The organism is Bradyrhizobium sp. Rc2d (assembly GCF_900099855.1).
Classification (GTDB): Bacteria; Pseudomonadota; Alphaproteobacteria; order Rhizobiales; family Xanthobacteraceae; genus Bradyrhizobium.
Map to the genome: position 1 here is coordinate 19,194 of NZ_FNCU01000033.1, position 19,693 is coordinate 38,886.

At 65.1% G+C, this 19,693-nt stretch carries 21 protein-coding genes and 1 riboswitch; of the genes, 8 read left to right on the forward strand and 13 right to left on the reverse strand.

The window, feature by feature from the left end; genetic code table 11:
- Positions 1 to 2: 2 nt before the first annotated feature.
- The 3 genes from crcB (BLV07_RS31200) to BLV07_RS31210 are packed head-to-tail and all read right to left on the reverse strand — an operon-like array spanning position 3 to position 2,055.
- Positions 3 to 431 carry a fluoride efflux transporter CrcB gene (gene crcB, locus BLV07_RS31200; protein ID WP_091893618.1) on the reverse strand — a complete coding sequence of 143 codons (429 nt, stop codon included), beginning with the start codon at positions 429 to 431 and terminating at the stop codon, positions 3 to 5.
- A 6-nt stretch (positions 432 to 437) separates the two neighbouring features.
- Complete coding sequence (crcB, locus tag BLV07_RS31205) at positions 438 to 827, reverse strand: fluoride efflux transporter CrcB (RefSeq protein WP_091893740.1); 390 nt, start codon at positions 825 to 827, stop codon at positions 438 to 440.
- A 19-nt stretch (positions 828 to 846) separates the two neighbouring features.
- A complete protein-coding gene (locus BLV07_RS31210; protein ID WP_091893620.1) occupies positions 847 to 2,055 on the reverse strand; it encodes an MFS transporter in 1,209 nt (402 codons plus the stop codon).
- Between the two features lie 128 nt (positions 2,056 to 2,183).
- A riboswitch (Fluoride riboswitch) is annotated at positions 2,184 to 2,261 on the reverse strand.
- Positions 2,262 to 2,509: 248 nt separating this feature from the next.
- Between BLV07_RS31210 and BLV07_RS31215 the strand changes: the two genes are divergently transcribed.
- Together BLV07_RS31215 and BLV07_RS31220 are read left to right on the forward strand one after the other, a co-directional pair.
- On the forward strand, positions 2,510 to 3,373 hold the full coding sequence (locus BLV07_RS31215; protein ID WP_091893622.1) for a DUF1194 domain-containing protein: 864 nt from the start codon (positions 2,510 to 2,512) through the stop codon (positions 3,371 to 3,373).
- A 177-nt stretch (positions 3,374 to 3,550) separates the two neighbouring features.
- Positions 3,551 to 4,186 (forward strand): hypothetical protein, encoded by a 636-nt coding sequence (locus tag BLV07_RS31220; RefSeq protein WP_091893624.1) that lies wholly within the window; start codon positions 3,551 to 3,553, stop codon positions 4,184 to 4,186.
- Between the two features lie 12 nt (positions 4,187 to 4,198).
- Here the strand turns inward: BLV07_RS31220 and BLV07_RS31225 are convergent, their stop codons facing one another.
- Together BLV07_RS31225 and BLV07_RS31230 are read right to left on the reverse strand one after the other, a co-directional pair.
- A complete protein-coding gene (locus tag BLV07_RS31225; protein WP_091893742.1) occupies positions 4,199 to 4,972 on the reverse strand; it encodes an enoyl-CoA hydratase/isomerase family protein in 774 nt (257 codons plus the stop codon).
- Between the two features lie 16 nt (positions 4,973 to 4,988).
- Positions 4,989 to 5,249 (reverse strand): nucleotidyltransferase domain-containing protein, encoded by a 261-nt coding sequence (locus tag BLV07_RS31230; protein ID WP_143035536.1) that lies wholly within the window; start codon positions 5,247 to 5,249, stop codon positions 4,989 to 4,991.
- A 109-nt stretch (positions 5,250 to 5,358) separates the two neighbouring features.
- Between BLV07_RS31230 and BLV07_RS31235 the strand changes: the two genes are divergently transcribed.
- A complete protein-coding gene (locus BLV07_RS31235; RefSeq protein ID WP_091893628.1) occupies positions 5,359 to 5,958 on the forward strand; it encodes a hypothetical protein in 600 nt (199 codons plus the stop codon).
- Here the strand turns inward: BLV07_RS31235 and BLV07_RS31240 are convergent.
- Entirely contained in the window at positions 5,955 to 6,950 is a 996-nt protein-coding gene (locus tag BLV07_RS31240; protein WP_244551253.1) for an Acg family FMN-binding oxidoreductase, read from the reverse strand. The two genes, BLV07_RS31235 and BLV07_RS31240, sit on opposite strands and share 4 nt — an antisense overlap.
- Positions 6,951 to 7,135: 185 nt before the next feature.
- Positions 7,136 to 8,044, reverse strand: coding sequence for a GntR family transcriptional regulator (locus tag BLV07_RS31245; protein ID WP_244551254.1), 909 nt, complete (start codon positions 8,042 to 8,044; stop codon positions 7,136 to 7,138).
- Positions 8,045 to 8,132: 88 nt separating this feature from the next.
- On the opposite strand from BLV07_RS31245, the gene BLV07_RS31250 reads away from it, so the two are divergent.
- Genes BLV07_RS31250 through BLV07_RS31270 form a run of 5 tightly spaced genes read left to right on the forward strand, consistent with a single transcriptional unit; the run spans position 8,133 to position 13,069 of the window.
- The gene (locus BLV07_RS31250) at positions 8,133 to 9,068 is read left to right on the forward strand and encodes a hydroxymethylglutaryl-CoA lyase (protein ID WP_176945877.1); all 936 of its coding nucleotides are present in this window, start codon (positions 8,133 to 8,135) and stop codon (positions 9,066 to 9,068) included.
- The gene (locus BLV07_RS31255; RefSeq protein ID WP_091893636.1) at positions 9,065 to 10,279 is read left to right on the forward strand and encodes a CaiB/BaiF CoA transferase family protein; all 1,215 of its coding nucleotides are present in this window, start codon (positions 9,065 to 9,067) and stop codon (positions 10,277 to 10,279) included. The genes BLV07_RS31250 and BLV07_RS31255 overlap by 4 nt, the downstream gene beginning before the upstream one ends.
- Positions 10,280 to 10,323: 44 nt before the next feature.
- On the forward strand, positions 10,324 to 11,370 hold the full coding sequence (locus BLV07_RS31260; protein ID WP_091893637.1) for an ABC transporter substrate-binding protein: 1,047 nt from the start codon (positions 10,324 to 10,326) through the stop codon (positions 11,368 to 11,370).
- The gene (locus BLV07_RS31265; protein ID WP_091893639.1) at positions 11,367 to 12,215 is read left to right on the forward strand and encodes an ABC transporter ATP-binding protein; all 849 of its coding nucleotides are present in this window, start codon (positions 11,367 to 11,369) and stop codon (positions 12,213 to 12,215) included. The genes BLV07_RS31260 and BLV07_RS31265 overlap by 4 nt, the downstream gene beginning before the upstream one ends.
- A gap of 2 nt (positions 12,216 to 12,217) precedes the next feature.
- Entirely contained in the window at positions 12,218 to 13,069 is an 852-nt protein-coding gene (locus tag BLV07_RS31270; protein WP_091893641.1) for an ABC transporter permease, read from the forward strand.
- 10 nt (positions 13,070 to 13,079) lie between these two features.
- On the opposite strand, the gene BLV07_RS31275 is transcribed toward BLV07_RS31270, so the two are convergent.
- The 6 genes from BLV07_RS31275 to BLV07_RS31300 all read right to left on the reverse strand — a co-directional run bounded on the left by BLV07_RS31275 (position 13,080) and on the right by BLV07_RS31300 (position 19,606).
- Positions 13,080 to 14,327 (reverse strand): class I SAM-dependent RNA methyltransferase, encoded by a 1,248-nt coding sequence (locus BLV07_RS31275; protein ID WP_091893643.1) that lies wholly within the window; start codon positions 14,325 to 14,327, stop codon positions 13,080 to 13,082.
- A complete protein-coding gene (locus tag BLV07_RS31280; protein ID WP_176945878.1) occupies positions 14,320 to 15,054 on the reverse strand; it encodes a TlyA family RNA methyltransferase in 735 nt (244 codons plus the stop codon). Before BLV07_RS31280 ends, BLV07_RS31275 begins: the two co-directional genes overlap by 8 nt.
- 28 nt (positions 15,055 to 15,082) lie before the next feature.
- Complete coding sequence (locus BLV07_RS31285) at positions 15,083 to 15,637, reverse strand: nucleoside 2-deoxyribosyltransferase (RefSeq protein ID WP_091893647.1); 555 nt, start codon at positions 15,635 to 15,637, stop codon at positions 15,083 to 15,085.
- A gap of 183 nt (positions 15,638 to 15,820) precedes the next feature.
- Positions 15,821 to 17,749, reverse strand: a complete 1,929-nt coding sequence (dxs, locus tag BLV07_RS31290) for a 1-deoxy-D-xylulose-5-phosphate synthase (protein WP_176945879.1) — start codon at positions 17,747 to 17,749, stop codon at positions 15,821 to 15,823.
- Positions 17,750 to 18,351: 602 nt separating this feature from the next.
- Complete coding sequence (locus tag BLV07_RS31295; protein ID WP_008551229.1) at positions 18,352 to 18,603, reverse strand: exodeoxyribonuclease VII small subunit; 252 nt, start codon at positions 18,601 to 18,603, stop codon at positions 18,352 to 18,354.
- A 73-nt stretch (positions 18,604 to 18,676) separates the two neighbouring features.
- Complete coding sequence (locus BLV07_RS31300; protein WP_091893744.1) at positions 18,677 to 19,606, reverse strand: histone deacetylase family protein; 930 nt, start codon at positions 19,604 to 19,606, stop codon at positions 18,677 to 18,679.
- Positions 19,607 to 19,693 lie beyond the last annotated feature (87 nt).

Sequence of the window (19,693 nt, forward strand, 5' to 3'; positions counted from 1 at the left end):
GGTCAGCTCCTTGTCAAGCGGTTGTAGCGGCTCGCCATCATATGTCCGAGCCACGCCGACACCAGCCAGCAGATGACGGACGCTGCGACATAGGCAAGTGCCGTGTACTTCATGCCGCCGTGGAGTAGGCGGAAGGTCTCCAGGCTGAAGGTCGAGAACGTGGTGTAGCCGCCGCAGAATCCGGTCATGACGAACTGCCGGTGCTCCGGACGCGCCAGCATGCGGCCGTCGGGGCCGGTCAGCGCTGCGTAGAAGCCGATGATCAGCGATCCCGTGGCGTTGATGAACAGCGTGGCGAAGGGAAAGCCCGGTCCGGTGTCGAGCGCGAGACCGACCAGATAACGGGTCAGTCCGCCGACGATGCTGCCGGCGGCAACCCAGGCGTAGAGTATCGCGCTACGCCAGCGCTCGGCGGAGGAGGGGACGGCCATGCGCTTCTATCCTCCAAGCCTGTCCGCGAGGAGGAAGCCGCAACTGACGGCTGCAAGGCACAGCCCGACCGAGAGCACGACATTGCCGAGCGCGGAGAACGGCTCGCCGCTCCGCGCCAGCGTCAGGGTTTGCAGGCTGAACGAGGACACCGTGGTGTAGCAGCCGAGAAAGCCGGTCACCGCGAACAGCCAGGGGGTGGGCGCGGCGAAGGCCGAGCCGGGATGGGTCGCGAGCGCGCCCAAAATGCCGATCAGGAAGGCGCCGGTGACATTGATGGTCATGGTGCCCCACGGAAACGTCTCGCCCAACCGCCGCGCGATCGCGCCGGACACGAAATAGCGCGCACAGCCGCCGAGCATGCTACCCATCATGATCGCAAGCACCCCACTCAGCACGACGAAAGCCTCCCCGTCATCATTCTTGCTCCGCTGCCAGACCGTTGCCGACGGCAAGCAGCCCCATGAGCGAGATCAGCGCAAAGCCGAGCCCCGCCAGGAACGTGCCTGCCGGACCATAGGCATCCCACAACGCGCCGGCGATCACGCTCGCAGCCAGCAGGGCCAGGCCTGTGAACAGGTTGAAATAGCCGAATGCGGTGCCGCGCAGGCTCGGCGGCGCGGCATCGGCGACGAGGGCCGAGAGCAGGCCTTGCGTCAGTCCCATATGCAGCCCCCACAACACCACGCCGAGCGCGAGGCCTGCAAGGCTCGGGAGCAGTGCCAGCGCGAGATCGGCGCCGGCGAGGAAGATCAGGCCGAGCGCGAGCAGGCCGGTGCGGTTGATCCGGTCCGACAGCACGCCGGCGGGATAGGCCGACAGCGCATAAGTGACGTTCATCAGCACCAGCACCGCCGGCACCCACATCGGGTTGAGCCCGATGTTCTGCGCGCGCAGGATCAGGAAGGCCTCGCTGAAGCGCGCCAGCGTGAACACGACACCGACCGCGACGACGCGCCAGTAGACCGCCCCGAGCTGCTGCATCGCGGCAAGATTGAGCGGGTTCGTTGCAGGTTTTCGGTTCGGATCCGGCTCCGGCTCGTGCACGGCGAAGGCGATCAGGCCGAAGGACAGAAAGGCCGGCAGCACTGCCACCCAGAACACGATCGTAAAATTGTCAGCCGTCCACCACATCATGCCGATGGCCGCGAGCGGCCCGACGAAGGCGCCGATGGTGTCGAGCGATTGCCGCAGGCCAAAGCTCGCGCCGCGCAGGCCGATGGGAGCGATGTCGGCGATCAGCGCATCGCGCGGCGCGCCGCGAATGCCCTTGCCGACGCGGTCGATGAAGCGTGCCGCCACCAGCCATCCGACGCTCGGGGCGAGCGGAAACAGCGGCTTGGTGAAGGCGGCCAGCCCGTAGCCGAGCGCGGCGAGCAGCTTGCGGCGACCGAGCCAGTCCGACAACGCGCCGGAGAAGATCTTTGTGATCGAGGCGGTCGCCTCGGCAATGCCCTCGATGAATCCGACCGTGAGCGTGGAGGCGCCGAGCGCGGTGACGAGATAGACCGGCAGCAGCGCATGGATCATCTCGGAGGAGATGTCCATCAGCATCGAGACGAAGCCGAGCACCCAGATTCCCCTGGGCAGCGAGGCGCGCGCAGCATTCGGTGTCGTCGTGGTCACGTCTTCACTTTCTCCTGGCCTTGGCCTGCTGGCCCAGTTTCCTGCCTTCGCCACCAGGCAACAAAAAACCCGCCATCGGCGGGTTGGTCCATGCTCCCACCAAAGGCAGAGGCTCAAAGATTGCCCCACCTCAAGCAGGAGTCATCAGCCCAGTACGATCATCGACCGCCGGGCGGTTGTCGGGGGACTCCATCCCCATCTGTGCATCCAGCCTAGCATGGAAATTGCGGCGGACAAGTGGGCCGGCCGCGCTGTCCCTAGGCGTCATTCTGCGCGCGTCGCGAGCTCTGGAACGACGGTGCCGGTCTCGCTGTGTGTTCCAGTCGCGCGAAGCGAGGCAACACGGCGGCGAGCACGTCGTTCCTAACTCGAATGTGAAGCGCAAGCGATCTTCGCACTTTGCGGCAAGGCGATTGCATGTCACCATCGCGTCATACGACGGGAGACCGCTGCGATGCGCTTGCTGTTCTCGATCGGGGCTGTGCTGGTGGCCGGCGTGCTTGCCGGAGGGGACGTCGCGGGCATCGCGGCGCAAGGACCTAAATTCGAGCCGCTTGAGAATCAGCCGCAGCGGCTGGCTGCCGACAAGGATGCACAGACGGTCGACGTCGAACTGATCCTCGCGGTCGACGTCTCCTACTCCATGGACATGGACGAACTCGCGGTCCAGCGCGAAGGCTACGCGCTGGCGATCCAGTCCAAAGAATTCCTCCAGGCGCTGAAGCTCGGTCCGAACGGCCGGATCGCGGTAACCTATTTCGAGTGGGCCGCCTCCAGCGACCAGAAGATCATCATCCCCTGGCGCCTGATCGACGGCCCCGAGACCGCGGATGCGGTTGCCGCCGAGATCATGAAGACGCCGATCCGGCGCGCCTCGCGCACCTCGATCTCCGGCGCGATCACGTTTGCGATGCCGCTGTTCGACGAGGATCCATATCGGGGCTTGCGTCGCGTGATCGACATTTCCGGTGACGGCCCCAACAACAATGGCATCCCGGTCACGGTGGCGCGCGATGCCGCGCTCGAGAAGGGCATCGTCATCAACGGTCTGCCGATCATGGTCAAGGAGCCGTCCTATTCGACCATGGATATCGACAATCTCGACTTCTACTACGAGGACTGCGTCATCGGCGGTCCCGGCTCTTTCGTCATCACGATCAAGGACCGCGACAAGTTCAAGGAAGCGATCCGCACCAAGCTGCTGATGGAGGTCGCTGGCCGCATGCCGGAGCGCCCCGTGATGCGGGTTGCGGACAAGGAGCCGCGCGTCAGTTGCATGATCGGCGAGAAGATCTGGTCGGACCGCTGGGGCCGTTAATAGCGTACCCCGTTGGGACCTTTCGCCTCATCTCGCCCGACGGTTGAATTTAACCGCTCGTTAACCGGCACACGGCCCTAATCCGGTTGTTTCAGTTCGTTTCCGATCGCAGTTTTGACGTTGCTGTCGGGCGCGCGAACGAGAGCGGGTTCGTCGAACCCGTCCACCGAGCAGACCATGGCCATCGTCACGTCGAGCACCAGCCAGATTTCTCCCGCCAACGAGCGGCTGTATCACCAGAGCGCGCTACTTGGTGACTGGAAGGGCAATTGGGTGGGCAACAACCAGCCCGTCGGCTTCAAGGTCGTGAACATCCGCGGTGCCCGGGCGCAGGTCGAGTACACCCATAACGGCCACACCGAGCGCGGCTTTGCCGAGGTCAAGGGCACGCTCATCACCTTTGGCGGGGTCACGGTCGGCACCAAGGACGGCAAGAACATGGTGCTGCTGTTCTCCTTCGGGGGCGCTGGCAAGCAGACCGCGAACCTCGAGAAGCAGGACCCGCCGGCTTCCGACAGCCGCCTCATGGGAAGCTGGGGCGGCTATTCCAGCGAGAACGGCAAGAGCGCGAGCTTCAAGGTGCTTTCCGTCAATGGCAAGGAAGCCCAGGTCAGCGTCACCACCGACGGCGTCACCCGCCAGGGCACCGGCACCGTCTACAAGAACGTCATCATGTTCGGCCAGGCGCAGATCGCAACAGATGACGGGCAGAACGGCAAGATCATCTATCAGGTCGGCACGAAATCCTTCATGGTGCCGGTGACGAAATATCCGCCGGCCGACTCCTCGTCTTCGGTCGACAAGACCGCCTGAAAGCTGCCGTCCTCACCATTTCGGCGGCCGCTTCTCCACGAACGCTCTCAAGCCCTCCTGCGCCTCATCCGACGTCGCGACATTGCAGAAATCGTCGACGGCGCTTGCAATGCTGCGCCGATAGTCGAGATCGATCTGGCGCATGAAGGCGGCGCGGCCCATCCGCAGCACTGCGGCCGATTTGCCGGCGAACTGCGCCGTGAGCCTTGCGACCTCTGCCTCGAGCTCCGCATCGGCGACGACGCGGTTGACCACGCCGAGCTCGCGCGCCTCCGCGGCGCTGAAGACACGGCCGGTGAACAGCAGCTCGAAGGCGCGGTGACGTCCGACGATCCGCGGCAGATGGGCATAGTGGATCGCCGGGATGACGCCGACGTCGATCTCGGGATAGCCGAACGTCGCGCTCTCGGCCGCCAGCACCACATCGCAGGACACTGCCATGGTCATGCCGCCGCCCCGCGCCGCCCCGCCGACGGCGGCGATCGACGGTTTGCCGAGCCGATACTGCGCGTCGTAGAGGTCGATATAGAGCGCCTGGAGGAATTCGCGGATCTCGGCGCCGGGCTTGCCGAGCAGGATATCGAGATCGAGGCCGGCCGAGAAGCGCTTAGGGATAGCGCTCGCCAGCACGACGACGCGCGCCTCCGGATCGTCCGCGGCGCGGCGGAGCGCCGCGACCACCGCGCGGATGACCTCGAGGCTCAGCGCGTTGACGGGCGCACGGCGCAGCGTGATGCGGGCGATGTTGCCTGCGCGTTCGTAAGTGACGGGGCTATCCGATGTCACCGGGTTCTCCATGCTTTCAAGATGTCAGCAGCTTCAACTGCCGGTCGATCCTGCGCAAGGCCTCGCAAGCGGGCGCAAAGGCACCGTCGCCGATCAGCCGCCAGACCTCGTTTGCCTGCTCCTCCAGTTGCGGGATCGTCAGCGGCAGTCCAGCCGCCTCCTGGAGCGCGCCCTTTTCGTTGCCCCGTGCACGCGAGCCGCCGAGAACGACAGCCTCGACGCCCGGTACTCCGGCAAAGGCGGATGTCAGGCGCGTGAGCAGCGGATCGTGGGGCATCAGGTGGAGCTCTCCGGGAGGCTCGGGGCCGTGACGTCGGCGCGGTCGCACCGCTGGCATTGGTGATGTCCGAGGAGTATAATTTGCAAAACTCTCGACGGTAACCTGGATGTTCAACTTCGCACGTTCACGCGCTCTTGCAACTCTCGCCTTGCTCTGCCTCACCGGCGCACCGGCTCATGCGCAAGTTGCGCCGCTGAGATATTGGATTCCCGGCGGGCCTTTCGGCCTCAGTGGTGGTGCCGAGCAGAGTTCCGATACTTACGGCGGCTTCTCGAGCTTCAATGCCGGCGATGCGGGTTGGCGTACCAGCTATGCGAACGGTTTCTTCGTCGGCAGCGAGCGCGGCAATTTTGGTCTGAGCGGTTTCAATCAGGCCGGCTCGGCCGGCAATTTCAGCGCGCTGTCCTATGACAGCACGCAGTTTGGCTACACCACCAAGACGGCGGGCGGCCTGCCCGTCACGTTCTTCGCCGGCTTCGACACGCTGAAATTCGGCAACGGCATCGGCAGCTCGCTGGCGCCGCTGACCTCCAGTGCCACGCCCGGTTATGGCGCGTTCGCGGGTGTCGAGTTCAAGCCGACCTCCAATCTCAGCCTGTCGTTCGGCGCCGGATTCGTCCAGCAGCAATCGGGACGCATCGACAGCGACATCAACTCCTCGATGCTGCCCGGCGAGTCGCCGGCGTTGGGCGGCTTGCGGCGTTAGAATTGCATCACCAGCTCCGGCGGACGCCGCAGCGATTTCGGCAGGTTCGGGCCGGTCCCGAAGCGCATCACGATATCGGGGCACCGTTCGCCCAGCCCGAGCCGGGTCGCAAATTGCGGCCTCAGCGCTGCCACCTCGACCGGCTGGTTGACGAAGGAATATTTCAGTCCCAGCGCGGTCGCCTGCAAGCCGAAACGCTGACAGGCGCGGCCGACCGCGATCCAATGCCACTTGTCGCTGCGATCGGCAGCGAGCACGATGACGCCCGCAGAGCTCTCGAGCTCTTCGCGGTATTTCTTGTTTTCCCCGCGCTCGGTGAAGAAGAGCTTTAGAAGCGGTCGCGCCGCCCATGAAGGCAGCGAGGGGTTTCCCGACGCGGGCGAGAACAACCCGTCCATGGTCGCGAGCGCCTCCGTCTCGTTGAAGCGGATCCAGCTGACGAGCTCGCGCATGAAGGCCTTGTCGCGCATTTGCGCCGAGTTGCCATCGAGCACATAGTCGGTGACCTCAGCGATCGCGGCGCGTTCGGTTATCAGGACCGCCGCGACGTTCGGTTCGCGACAGGCGTTCTCGAGCCGGCGCAATATTTCCGGTGTGGCCGGCCTGCCGTCGAAGGTCGCACGGGTGCATTGCCTGACGGGAATCGCGGCGGCTAGCTCCGATGCTGCCGGCGGGGCCTCTTCGAGCGTGATCACGATCCGGTCGCCATCGACGAACGGAGTGGCGTGCCAACCCAGTGTGGAAGCTGCGAGGATGAGGTTTTCCGCAGCGCAGCCGAGACTGACGAAGAGATGATGGTCATCCGGATCGACGGCCGGACAGCGGCGCGCGAAGTCGGGGGCAATTACGATTTCGTTGCCGAGCGCGGAGAAGATCCACGGCTGGGTGTTGTGGCTGTTGGCCGCCAGGGTCGCAAATCGGACGAGCTCGCGATCCCTCGGCCTGGCTTGAAGTGGGGCCCGTGATGCATCCACCGCCTCGTCGTAGGTCATCGTTGCTCCTGCGGCAGGAGAGCCGCTGACCGCAGCCGCGGACAACCCGAGCGCGGTTATGATGAACTGCCGTCGGTTGAACACGAACGTCCGCTCCCTGCCGTTGCGCAGGACGCGTTAGCACCAACGGGCGCGAGAGCGATTGACCGGAATCAAGCTGGGATGGCAGCAATTTGGTTCGCGCATCACGACAAGCCCGCCACCAGCGGGCGTTGCAGGTGCCGGGCCATCAGGTCGGCCGCCTCAGTGTAGCGCCGCGTCTCCAGGACGTCGAGCAGGCGCAGATGCTCGCGCACGTGCCGCCGCATGCCGTCGCGGTCGGCGAAGCTGCGATAGGCAAACAGGCGTCTGATCGAGTTCACGCGCTTGAGCGCTTCGAGAAAGAAAGGATTGCCGGCGCCGCGGATGATCTCTTCGTGGAATTCGCAGCCGGAGTGAAAGACCTCGCCGATCGTCATCTTTTCGAGCTCGCCTTCGAAGACGCGTTGTTGGCGCTCGCGCAAGCGTACGATCACCTCCTGCGGCAGCGCAAAGCCGGGCTGCGCGATCGCTGCCGGCTCGATCACCGCGCGAAACGCCATGGCCTTGGCTTGGGCTTCGGGATTCGAAACCGTCTCGGCGAAGCGCCAGCCGTAGCCGGGCAGGCGTGCGATCCAGCCCTCGGCGGCGATCCGGTCCAGCAGCCGCTGCAGCTCGGCCCGGCTGAGGCCATAGCGGCGCATCAGCTCTGCCTCGGTGACGTCGGCCGGCAGCCGTGTTGCGAGCACGTCGCCTGCGATGGTCGCATAAACCTGCTCGTTGCGCCTGACCGCCGCGAGCGCCGGTTGGGCCGCGCCGCTGGTGGGATTCTTTGCCAGCACAAAGCCGCGATGCGGCTCGCCGCGCGCCAGCCCCGCTGCTTCCAGAGCCTTCAGGCCGAGCCGGATCGGCGCGCGTGAAAGGTCCAGCGCATCCGCAAGCCTTTGTTCGATCAGGCGGTCTCCGGCCTTCATGCCTTCGCGCCGGGCCAGCGCCATGATCAGCCCGGCGAGGTGCTCGGCGCGCTCGGAACCGTTTTTGACGCTGCGCTGTCGGGAACTATCGGATGCGATCATTGCAGTGCACGCAAGTTTGGGGCTTGACAGACTGTCCCATGGATTGTTCTTTTATGCAACAATATACAATCAACCAGGGAGAGCCCCGATGGCGCGCGCGCCCGATGTCCACATTTGCGAGGTTGCTCCCCGCGATGGTCTCCAGAACCTGGACGTCTTCGTTCCGACCGAAGCCAAATGCGCGCTGATCAACATGATTGCGGCCGCCGGCGTGCGCGAGATCGATGCCGGATCCTTCGTCCCGCCAAAGGTCGTGCCGCAATTCGCCGACGTCGACGCAGTGATGGCGCATGCGCTCACGCACAAGTCCGCAACCATCGGCGCGCTGGTGCCGAACCCGAAGGGCGCCGAGCGCGCCATTGCCGCAGGCGTCAACGCCGTCTATTTCGTCATCTCGGCAAGCGAGACGCACAACCGCGCCAATGTGCGCCGCACGATAGAAGAGCAGCTCGACGGCTTTCGCGCGGTCCGCGCCGCGATCGACGCCCGGCCGGTGGACCAGCGGCCGCAACTGATGGGCGCGATCTCCACCTCCTTCGGTTGCTCGTTGGAGGGCGCGGTGAGCGAGGCGGCCGTGTGCCGTGTGGCACGCGCTTTTGCCGAAGCCCGCGCCGACGAGATCGGGCTTGCCGACACCGTCGGCTATGCGACGCCCAAATCGATCGGGCAGATCGTCGTGGCCGTGCGTCGCGAGGTCGGGCCGCAAATGACGCTGCGACTGCATCTGCACGACACGCTCGGTGCGGGCCTTGCCAATGCCGTCGCCGGCCTCGAAGCGGGCATCCGCCGTTTCGACGCCGCGGTGTCCGGCCTCGGTGGCTGTCCCTTTGCTCCCGGTGCGCGCGGCAACATCGTCACCGAGGATCTCGTGTTCATGCTGGAGCGCATGGGATTCTCCACCGGCATCGACCTCGACCGCCTGATGCAGACGCGCGAGATTCTCGCCCGCCATATCCCGGCAAAACATTTGACGGGGCATCTGCACGAGGCCGGCATCCCCAAGGTCCTGCGGAGTGCGGCATGACCACGGCTGTTCGTGAGGCGGCATCGGAGCTTCGTCCGCTGGCAGGCGTTCGGGTCATCGAGTTCAGCCAGATGGTGATGGGGCCGAGCTGCGGCTTGATCCTGGCCGATCTCGGCGCCGACGTGATCAAGGTCGAGCCGCCCAAGGGCGACCGCACTCGGTACTTCAAGGGGCCCGCCGCCGGCTTCTTCGCGACCTACAGCCGCAACAAGCGCAGCATCGCGCTGGATACGTCGACCGCGGAAGGCCAGAACATCGCACGCAGGCTGATCGAAAACAGCGACGTCCTGATCGAGAATTTCCGGCCGGGCCTGTTGAAGCGGATCGGCCTCGACTACGAGAGCGTCGCGGCCTTTGCACCACGCCTGATCTATTGCTCGCTCAAAGGCTATTTGCCCGGGCCTTACGAGAATCGCCTCGCGCTCGACGAGGTCGTGCAGATGATGGGCGGCCTCGCCTACATGACCGGCTTGCCCGATCGGCCCATGCGCGCGGGCGCCTCGGTCAACGATGTCATGGGCGGAATGTTCGGCGTGATCGCAATTCAGGCTGCGCTGGCCGAGCGGCAGCGGACCGGCCGGGGTCGCTACATCCAGAGTGCGCTGTACGAGAACAACGTGTTCCTGATGGCGCAGGCCATGATGTGCGAGGTGGTCAGCGGCCAGCCCTCGATCCCGTATTCGATCAAGGACAGCCCATGGCCGGTTTATGATCTCTTCGACACCCGGGACGGCTCGAAACTGTTCGTCACCATCGTCGGTGAAGAGCAATGGGCGGCGTTCTGCCGCGCCTTCGATCGCGAAGCCTGGCTCGCTGACCCGCGCTTTGCCACGAGCAACGACCGCGTCGATCATCGCGGCTGGCTGATCCCGGAGATCGCGAAGATCTTCAAGCAATGGGACAAGGCCGATCTCGCCGCGCGTCTCGAGCAGCTCGATCTGCCCTATGCGCCGGTGAACAAGCCCGGCGATCTCTTCGATGATCCGCATCTCAACCAGTCCGGCGGCCTGACCGATATTCGGCTGCCTGATGGCGGCGAGGCCAAGACGCCGCTCTTGCCGATTTCCATGGACGGAAGGCGCCTGCCCAACCGCTACGATCCACCTGAGATCGGCGAGCACAGCGGCGAGATCCTGAGCGAGATCGGCATGTCGCCGAATGAGATCGAAACGCTGCGACAGGCAGGGACGATCAAGGTCGCGCCGTCCTGACCGATCGGCGCAATCGAACAAAGAAACCAAGGGAGGAGGAGCACATGAGCATTACCAGGCGCCAGGCGCTGATCGCAGGCTCCGCATGGGCCGGCGCATCGCTGCTGGCGGGGCAGCTGCGCGCCGAGGCCAAGCAGGTCTCGCTCGCCTTCGGACCGGTGTCGCCGGTCTATGCCATCGGCATGATCGCGGAGCTGAAGGGGTACTTTAGGGACGAAGGACTCGATTCCAAGCTCGTCACCGGCAATGCCGGCACATTCGGTCGCCAGACCCTGGCGGCGGGGCAGGCGCTGTTCGCCCATGGCGACGCCAGCCACCCGCTCCAACTCAGTGCTCGCGGCAAGCCCTGCAAGATCCTGCTCGCGACCGAGATGGTGTGCTCCTACGCCAGCATCATGGTCCGGCAGGACCTCTACGACAGCGGCATCAATTCGGTCGAGAAGCTCGCGGATTACAAGCGCCCCGATGGCGCCAAGCCGATCGTCGCCGCGACCGCCATCGGGTCGGGCACCTGGGTGTTCGGCACTTATGTGTTCGAAGCGCGCGGGCTCGGCGGCAAGGTGAACTGGGTCGCGGGCGGCGGGACCAACACCATGTTCCCCTCGCTCCAGACCAAGCAGTTCGACGCCATCATGGCGCCGCCGAGCTGGATCGTCGAAGTCGAGAAGAAGGGCTTTGGCCGGACGATTTACGACACCTCAAAACCCGGCGTGTTTGAGAAGGATTTCGGAGGGACGCTGCCCGTACTCGTGATCTACACGCTCCAGGACACGATCGAGCAGGACAAGGCGATGGTGCAGGCCTATGTCAATGCGATCCATCGCGCGATGGCTTTCGTGAAGGCGACGCCGCTCGCCGAGGTGCAGGCGCTGGTCACGCCGAAATATTTCTCGGGCATCGATCCCGACGCGGTCAGCGCCGAGCTCGGCTTCGACAAGTCGACCTGGGCCTATGACGGTGTCATCGACAAGCCAGCGTTCGAACGTGGCGCCAAGCCCTGGTACCGCAAGGGAACTGATATTCCCGAGACCAGATACGAGGATGTCGTCGACATGAGCTTCCTCCAGGCAGCCAGGGCGAAATACAAATGATCGCCGCGCCAGGTCAGGGCCTCGCGCTCGCGCGAGACGAGGATCAAATAGCGGCGGCGCGCACCCGCATTGCCGTGCAGGGGCTCGCCAAGCGCTTCAACGCGTCCGGCCGCGAGTTCGTGGCGGTCGATGACGTCTCCTTCGAGGTCAAGCAAGGCGAGTTCGTCGCGTTGCTCGGTCCCTCCGGCTGCGGCAAGAGCACCATCCTCAACATGGTCGCGGGGCTGTTGCCGCGCTCTGGCGGACGCATCCTGATCGATGCGGACACGGTCGAGACCGGCAAGGTCAACCCCAGGGTCGGCTATGTCTTCCAGCGCGATACGCTGTTTCCCTGGCGAACCGTGGAGCAGAACATCGGCTATGGGCTGGAGATCGCGGGACTGCCGAAGACCGAGCGCGCAGGGCGCGTCGCTTCGGCGGTCGAGAAGGCCGGGCTCTCGGGCTTTGCGCAGAGCTTTCCGCGCATGCTGTCCGGCGGCATGCGCCAGCGCGTCGCCTTGATGCGCACGCTGATCCTGGAGCCCGAGATCCTGCTGATGGACGAGCCGTTCGGGGCGCTCGACACCCACACCAAGCTGGAGATGCACAAGACGCTGCTGGAGATCTGGGAGCGCGAGCGGCAGACCGTGCTGTTCGTGACGCACGATCTCGGCGAAGCCTTGACGCTGGCGAGCCGCATCATCCTGCTCTCGGCGCGGCCCGGCCGTCTCAAGGAAGACTTCGACGTCGCCATCCCGCGTCCACGTGACCCCGTGGCCGTGCGCGAGACCGCCGAATTCGGCCGCCTTTATTCCCACATCTGGCATTCGCTCGGCGAAGAATTCCGCCGCACCAGGGCCGACTGACCATGTCCAACAGCCGCACTGTCATCCTGTTCTGGCAACTGGCCATTCTCGCAGCCGTTCTCGTCATCTGGCAGTGGGGTTTTGAATGGAGCAAGGCGCTGCTGCCGAAGGCCTACGTACCGAAGATCCTCGATCCCTATTTCGTCGCCAAGCCGTCGCTGATCTGGCAGAGCTTCCTGCGGCTTGGCTGCTTTGCCGATACGAGCGGCTTTGCCGCCTGCATCAAGGGCAACGACAACAATCTGTGGCTTGCGACGCTCGTCACGCTGAAGAACACCTGGTGGGGATTCCTGTTCGGATCTGCGAGCGGCATCGCGGCTGGCCTGATCCTCGGCCGTTCGGATTTCCTTGCCCGCGTATTCGGGCCCTACATCGTGGCGCTCAATTCGATCCCGCGCATCGCACTGGTGCCGCTCGTCATCCTGATCTTCGGCCTCGGCGATCTCTCCAAGATCGCGACCGCCTGGCTCGTCGTGTTCTTCGTGGTGTTCTTCAACACTTTCGAGGGAACGCGTGCGGTCGACCGCGACCAGATCGCCGCCGCTCGTCTGCTCGGCGCCAGCGAGTTCACCGTGCTGCGGACGGTCGTGATCCCGTCCGCGCTCGCCTGGGTGTTCGCTTCGCTGCTGCCGGCCGTGTCTTTTGCGCTGATCGGCGTCATCGTCGGCGAATTCATCGGTGCCGAGCGCGGGCTCGGCAAGCTCATCATCGAAGCCGAGGCGCGGGCCAATGCCAGCGAGATGATGGTCGCCATCTTCGTCATGATGTTCGTCGGCATCCTGCTGGCGATCGCGGTGCGCTCGCTCCAGTCCTACCTGCTGCGATGGCAACCGCAATTCGAGCCGTCGGCATAGCGGTCCGACGTCACCGGCTGAACCGCGCCACCAGCTCCACATGCGGCGTGTGCCGGAACTGGTCGACCGGCACCACCGCCTCCAGCCGATAGCCGCCGTCGATGAGCAGTCGCGCATCGCGGGCGAAGGTCGCGGCGTTGCAGGACACGGCGACCACGACGGGCACCTTGCTTGCGGCAAGCTTCAGCGCCTGAGCTTGGGCGCCCTGGCGCGGCGGGTCGAACACCACCGCGTCGAAGTCGCGCAGCTCCTGCGGCATCAGGGGACGGCGGAACAGGTCGCGCGGCTGGGCTTTGATCGGCTTCAGGCCGGGCGTGCGCGCCGCTTTCGCCAGCGCTGCGATCGCGCCGGCGTCGCTGTCATAGGCGGTCACGCGGGCCTTCTCCGCCAGCCTCAGCGCGAACGGGCCGACGCCGCAGAAGAGGTCGACAATTTCCTTGGCCTTGCCGACGCGCTCGGCGACGAGCGCGGCCAGCGTCTCTTCGCCTGCGACGGTCGCCTGCAAGAACGAGCCCGCCGGCAGCGTCACCTCAGCACGGCCCATCCTGACCGTCGGCGGCAGCCGTTGGAGCACCAGTTCGCCATGCCGGGTCAGTCGCGCCAGGCGGTGCTGCTCGGCGACGCGGGACAGCGCCGTCACCAGTGGCGTCGGCAGCGGGCCGGAGCCGCGCACGTCGACATCGAGGCCGTTGGTGGTGGCGGTGATCTGGATGTCGAGCGGCTTCGTCACCGGCATCTTGGTCGTCAGCGGTTCGGCCAGCGCCCAGGCGGCGTCTATCGCGCCGGCGAGCGCGGGATCGAGGATGGGACAGCGATGGATTGGAATGACGTCGTGCGAACTCGTCGCGGAGAAGCCGACCTTGAGAACGTCATGCGTGCCGAAGCGGCCGTGCAGCGTGATGCGCCTGCGCCCGGCGCCGTGCGCATCGACCAGCGGCGCCACGTCGCAATCGACGCCGGCCTGCGCCAGCGTTTCGACCACGATGCCGCGCTTCCAGGCGTGATAGGGTTCAGCCGCCCAATGCTGGATGGCGCAGCCGCCGCAGACGCCGAAATGCGGGCAGAACGGTTCGATGCGCTCGGGGCTTGCGACGTCGACCGCGAGCAGCTTGCGGCGGTCGGGATGGTGGCCCGCGACGTGATCGACCTCGACGGTCTCGCCGCCAAGCGTATAGGGCACATAGATCGCTGCGCCGGCGTCCAGGCAGACGCCGTCGCCGCGATGGCCGACATGATCAATCGTTAGGCGCTCAACCACGGCGCGCGCCCAGGAAAAATTCGATGTTGCCGTCGCCGCCCGTGATCGGTGAGGGGAATATCTCGATGTCGGTGCAGCCGAGCGAAGCGGCAAAGGCCGCGATGTCGTCACAGATCTCCCGGTGCACGGCGGCGTCGCGGATGATGCCCTTCTTGTTGTGCTTTCGCTCCGCCTCGAATTGCGGCTTGATCAGCGCCAGCAGTCTCATGGGGGCCGCCGCCAGCGACAACGCCACCGGCAGCACAGCCTTGAGCGAGATGAAGCTGACGTCGATGACGACGATATCGGGCCGCGCCGGCAGACGTTTGCCTTCGTAGGACCTTATATCGGTCTCCTCCATCGACACGATCTTGGGATGATCGCGCAGCGAGGGATGCAATTGGCTGGTGCCGACGTCGATGGCGAACACCAGGCTTGCCCCGTTCGCCAGCAGCACCTCGGTGAAGCCGCCGGTGGAGGCGCCGACATCGAGGCAGACATGGTCCTCGATTTCAATCGGGTAATGCTCGAGCGCGCCGGCGAGCTTGACGCCGCCGCGGGAGACATAGGGATGCGCCGGCTCGGCCTGGATCACCGCATCCTCGGCGATCGTCTCTGACGGTTTTGAAACCAGCTTGTCGTCGGCCGTGACGAGGCCGGCCTCGATCGCCGCGCGCGCCCGCGCCCGGCTTTCGAACAGGCCGCGCTCGACCAGCAATACATCCGCGCGCTTGCGGGCAGGGGGCATCACGCTCTCATGGGCACGACTGATATGCTTATGTAGCGATCAATCGCGCGGCCGCCATCCGGACGCAAGTCTCGAATGCGGCGAGATCGTGCCAGACATCGACCGGCATCTGCGCCGGCGTCACCAGCGGGCAGCCGTGCAGTTCCAGCGCATGGATCATCATGAGGTTGTCGACGAGACCGAAATCCTCGACCGTCAGTCCCTGCGCATCGACCAGCCGTCCGTCCTCGGAGGCGACGTCCATGAAACGGCCGACGCGGTCGGCATAGACGGCGCCGTCATTGGAATAGGCGAGGCAGAACTTACGTCGCCCGGCCATGTAGCCGAGCTCGTAGACGGTACCGGGATCGGCGCCGGCGCCCCGGAACGGGGTGAGGTTCGCAATGATGGCGTCGGCCTTGTCCATCATCGCCTCGTTGCCGCAAAAGATCTGCCGCGAGGCATCGGGCGCGGTGAGGTCGATCGCTTTGTCGAGGGGATAAAGGCCGGTAAGGCCATGAGCCGTGCAGATATCGACCTTGCGGCGGCCGATCTCTACCGCGTCCGGCAGGAACACGTCGGGGCCTGCCAGATAGATCTTCATGGAGTCAGAACCGGATAATTTGGGTCGAGGTACGAGCCACAGCGTGCGGTCTGCTCCCTCCCCCGCCTGCGGGGGAGGGTTGGGGAGAGGGTATCTCGGCAATCGAGAACCCCCAAGAGGAAGCCCTCACCCGGATCGCTTTCGCGATCCGATCTCTCCCGCGAGCGGGAGAGGTGAAACCCATCAAGCCAGCTTGACCGTCTCGGCCTTGACGTCCTTGCCGAGCGCTTCGAACACCTTGGCGACGATGCCCTTGGCGTCGAGACCGGCGCGGGCGTACATCGCGGCGGGCGTGTCGTGGTCCTGGAACACGTCGGGCAGCACCATCGTGCGGAACTTGACCATGCCGCTGTCCAGCACGCCCTGATCGGTCAGGAACTGCGCGACATGCGAGCCGAACCCGCCGACCGAGCCTTCCTCGATCGTGATCAGGATCTCGTGGTCGCGGGCGAGCTTGAGCACCAGCTCGGTGTCGAGCGGCTTCATGAAGCGCGCGTCCGCAATCGAGGTCGACAGGCCGTGGGCTGCGAGCTCGTCGGCCGCCTTCTCGCATTCGGCGAGGCGCGTGCCGAAGGAGAGCAGGGCGATCTTGCTGCCCTGGCGGATCATGCGGCCCTTGCCAATTTCGAGCGGAATGCCAACCTCGGGCATGTCGATGCCGCGGCCTTCGCCGCGCGGATAGCGCAGCGAACTCGGACGGTCGTCGATCGCGACCTGGGTCGCCACCATGTGCACGAGCTCGGCTTCATCCGCCGCCGCCATGATCACCATGTTCGGCAGGCAGCCGAGATAGGCGTTGTCGAACGAGCCGGCATGGGTCGCGCCGTCGGCGCCGACCAGGCCGGCGCGGTCGATGGCGAAGCGGACGGGCAGGTTCTGGATCGCGACGTCATGCACGATCTGGTCATAGCCGCGCTGCAGGAAGGTCGAGTAGATCGCGCAGAACGGCTTGTAGCCTTCGGTCGCAAGACCGGCGGCGAACGTCACCGCGTGCTGCTCGGCGATGCCGACGTCAAAGGTGCGGTCGGGGAACGCCTTGTTGAAGATGTCGACGCCGGTGCCCGACGGCATGGCCGCGGTGATGGCGACGATCTTGTCGTCCTTCTGCGCTTCCTTGACGAGGCTCTGGCCGAACACGTTCTGGTAGGCCGGCGCGTTCGGTTTTGCTTTCGCCTGGGTGCCGGTCGCGACGTCGAACTTGACGACGGCGTGGTACTTGTCGGCGGACGCTTCCGCCGGGCCGTAGCCCTTGCCCTTCTGGGTCACGACGTGAACCAGGATCGGGCCTTCCTCCATGTCGCGCACGTTCTTCAGCACGGGCAGGAGGTGGTCGAGATTGTGGCCGTCGATCGGGCCGACATAATAGAAGCCGAGCTCCTCAAACAGCGTGCCGCCATCCATCATGAAGCCGCGGGAGTATTCCTCGACGCGGTTGGCGCGGTTGGCGAGGATCTTGGGCAGGCGCTTGTTGATCTGCTTGGCCGCATCGCGCAGCGTGCGATAGGTCTTGCCGGAGTAGAGCCGCGACAGATAGGCGCTCATGGCGCCGACCGGCGGCGCGATCGACATGTCGTTGTCGTTGAGGATGACGATCAGGCGCGAGTTCATCGCTCCCGCATTGTTCATGGCCTCGTAGGCCATGCCCGCCGACATCGCGCCGTCACCGATCACGGCGATAACGTTGTTCTTGCCGCCGGAGAGGTCGCGCGCCACGGCCATGCCGAGGCCGGCCGAGATCGAGGTCGAGGAATGCGCCGCGCCGAACGGATCGTAGTCACTCTCGCTGCGCTTGGTGAAGCCGGACAGGCCGCCGCCGGTGCGCAGGGTGCGGATGCGGTCGCGCCGGCCGGTGAGGATCTTGTGCGGATAGGCCTGATGGCCGACGTCCCAGATCAGCCGATCGCGCGGCGTGTCGAAGACATAATGGATCGCGGTGGTGAGCTCGACCACGCCGAGACCCGCGCCGAAGTGACCGCCGGTCACCGAGACAGCATCGATGGTCTCCTGCCGCAGCTCGTCGGCGACTTGGCGAACCTGCTCGATCTTGAGCTTGCGCAGGTCTTCCGGCGTCCGGATGGTGTCGAGAAGCGGCGTTTTACTGTATGCGTTCACGGCCATTTCCAATTTGTCAGCGCCGGAAGGTTCCGGTGCGCGATGGGTTTGCTCAATATCGGCGCAGCGCGAGTCCTCAAACCGTCGGAGCCACCTGCATGGGGCCAGGCCCCGTCTTCAAGCTTAGGTAAGCTTAAGTGCGCTCCGGTTCAGTCTCTGTGATCCCTGTCACTTAGATCGGCTTCGCCCGTCCCAGCCAATTTCATCAGCAGTTTGAAGCGCTTGTCGTCGGTAATCGTTGCCCACGCAAGGCTTACAAAAAGCCACACTCCGCGCAGCTTTACACCAAAGCTTGGGCCAAAGCCAACCCGCCGGGCCGATTGGGGGTATGCAGGTGCAACCCGTGGGCCGGCTTGGTTAACTGCCGCCCGTGACGAGGGGTTCCGGGCTCGTCCGGTTTCTTGGCGTACTTTTTTGCCGGAATCAGATCTTTTTCGTCCCACGGAAGGCTCCGATCCAGAACAGGCTGGACAGGCTCCCACCGATGGAACCATCACGCTTCATGGGACGGCGCCGTGCGATCATGAAAAATGCAGCCGGCAGCGCTCCCCGTGCCCTGTTAAAGGGCCAAGCGCGGTCACAAACCGAAGGGGGAACTTGGCTTACTGGACGTCGAGCGGCGCGGTGCCGGTGGCCTGGCCGCTGGCATCGGTGGTGATCTTGTCGACGCGGGCCTCGGCCTGGCGCAGCAGGTCCTCGCAGCGGCGCTTCAGGGCCTCGCCGCGCTCATAGATCGTCACGGATTCCTCGAGCGGCACCTTGCCGTCTTCGAGCCGCTTCACGATCGTTTCGAGTTCCTCGATCGCGCGCTCGAAGGTGAGCCTGGAGACGTCGATTTGGGTATTTTCGGCCATATCCGTTTCCGATTGCCCGATTCGCTTCACATGAGCAAAAGCAGAATTTTGCGGGCTTAATGTGGCGGGTTCGTCACGCGCCCATCAGGGCGCCGACATGCGCCGTAACAGATTCTTTCAGTCCTTGCAGGTCATAGCCGCCCTCGAGCACCGAAACAATGCGGCCCCCTGCGCTCTTGTCGGCGAGGTCCATCAGCTTGCGCGTCACCCAGGCGTAGTCCTCGGCGCGCAGATTCAGCGAGGCCAGCGGGTCGCGATAATGCGCGTCGAAACCGGCGGAGATGATGAGCAGCTCAGGGCTGAATTTTTCCAGCCGCGGCAGAATCAGATTCTCGAACGCGTTGCGGAATTCCGGCCCGCCGTCCTCGGAGGCGAGCGGCGCATTGACGATGGTGTCGTGGTCGCCGCGCTCGCTCTTGGCGCCGGTGCCCGGAAACAGCGGCATCTGGTGCGTCGAGCAGTACATCACGGTCGGGTCCGACCAGAAGATGTCCTGCGTGCCGTTGCCGTGATGCACGTCGAAATCGACGATGGCCGCGCGCTTGATGCCGTATTTGCGCTGCGCATGGCGCGCCGCGATTGCGACATTGTCGAAGAAGCAGAAGCCCATCGGCTTGCCGATCTCGGCGTGATGTCCGGGCGGGCGCACCGCGACGAAGGCGTTGCGATGCTCGCCGGCCATCACCGCTTCGGTGGCCGCGACCGCGCCGCCGACGCCGCGCATCACCGCTTCCCAGGTGCCCGGCGACATCGAGGTGTCGCCATCGAGATAGACCTGGCCGCTGGTCGGCGCGATGTGGCGCAGCTCGGTGACGTAGTGCTCGTTGTGGCACAGCGTGACGAGATCGAGATCGCCCTCCGGCGCCTGGTCGCGCGCCAGAAACTGGAAACGCTCGTGCGACAGCGCTTCCTCCACCGCGCGCAGACGATCCGGCCTTTCAGGATGTCCCGGCGGCGTGACGTGGTCGAGGCAGGCCTTGTGGGAGAGAAGGAGCGTGCTCATCAGGTCGGCCTCACAGAAAACGGCTCTTGACGTCGCTTGGCGCATCCGGCGCCAAAACGCAATGCAAAACCCAATCTAGGCGTTTGG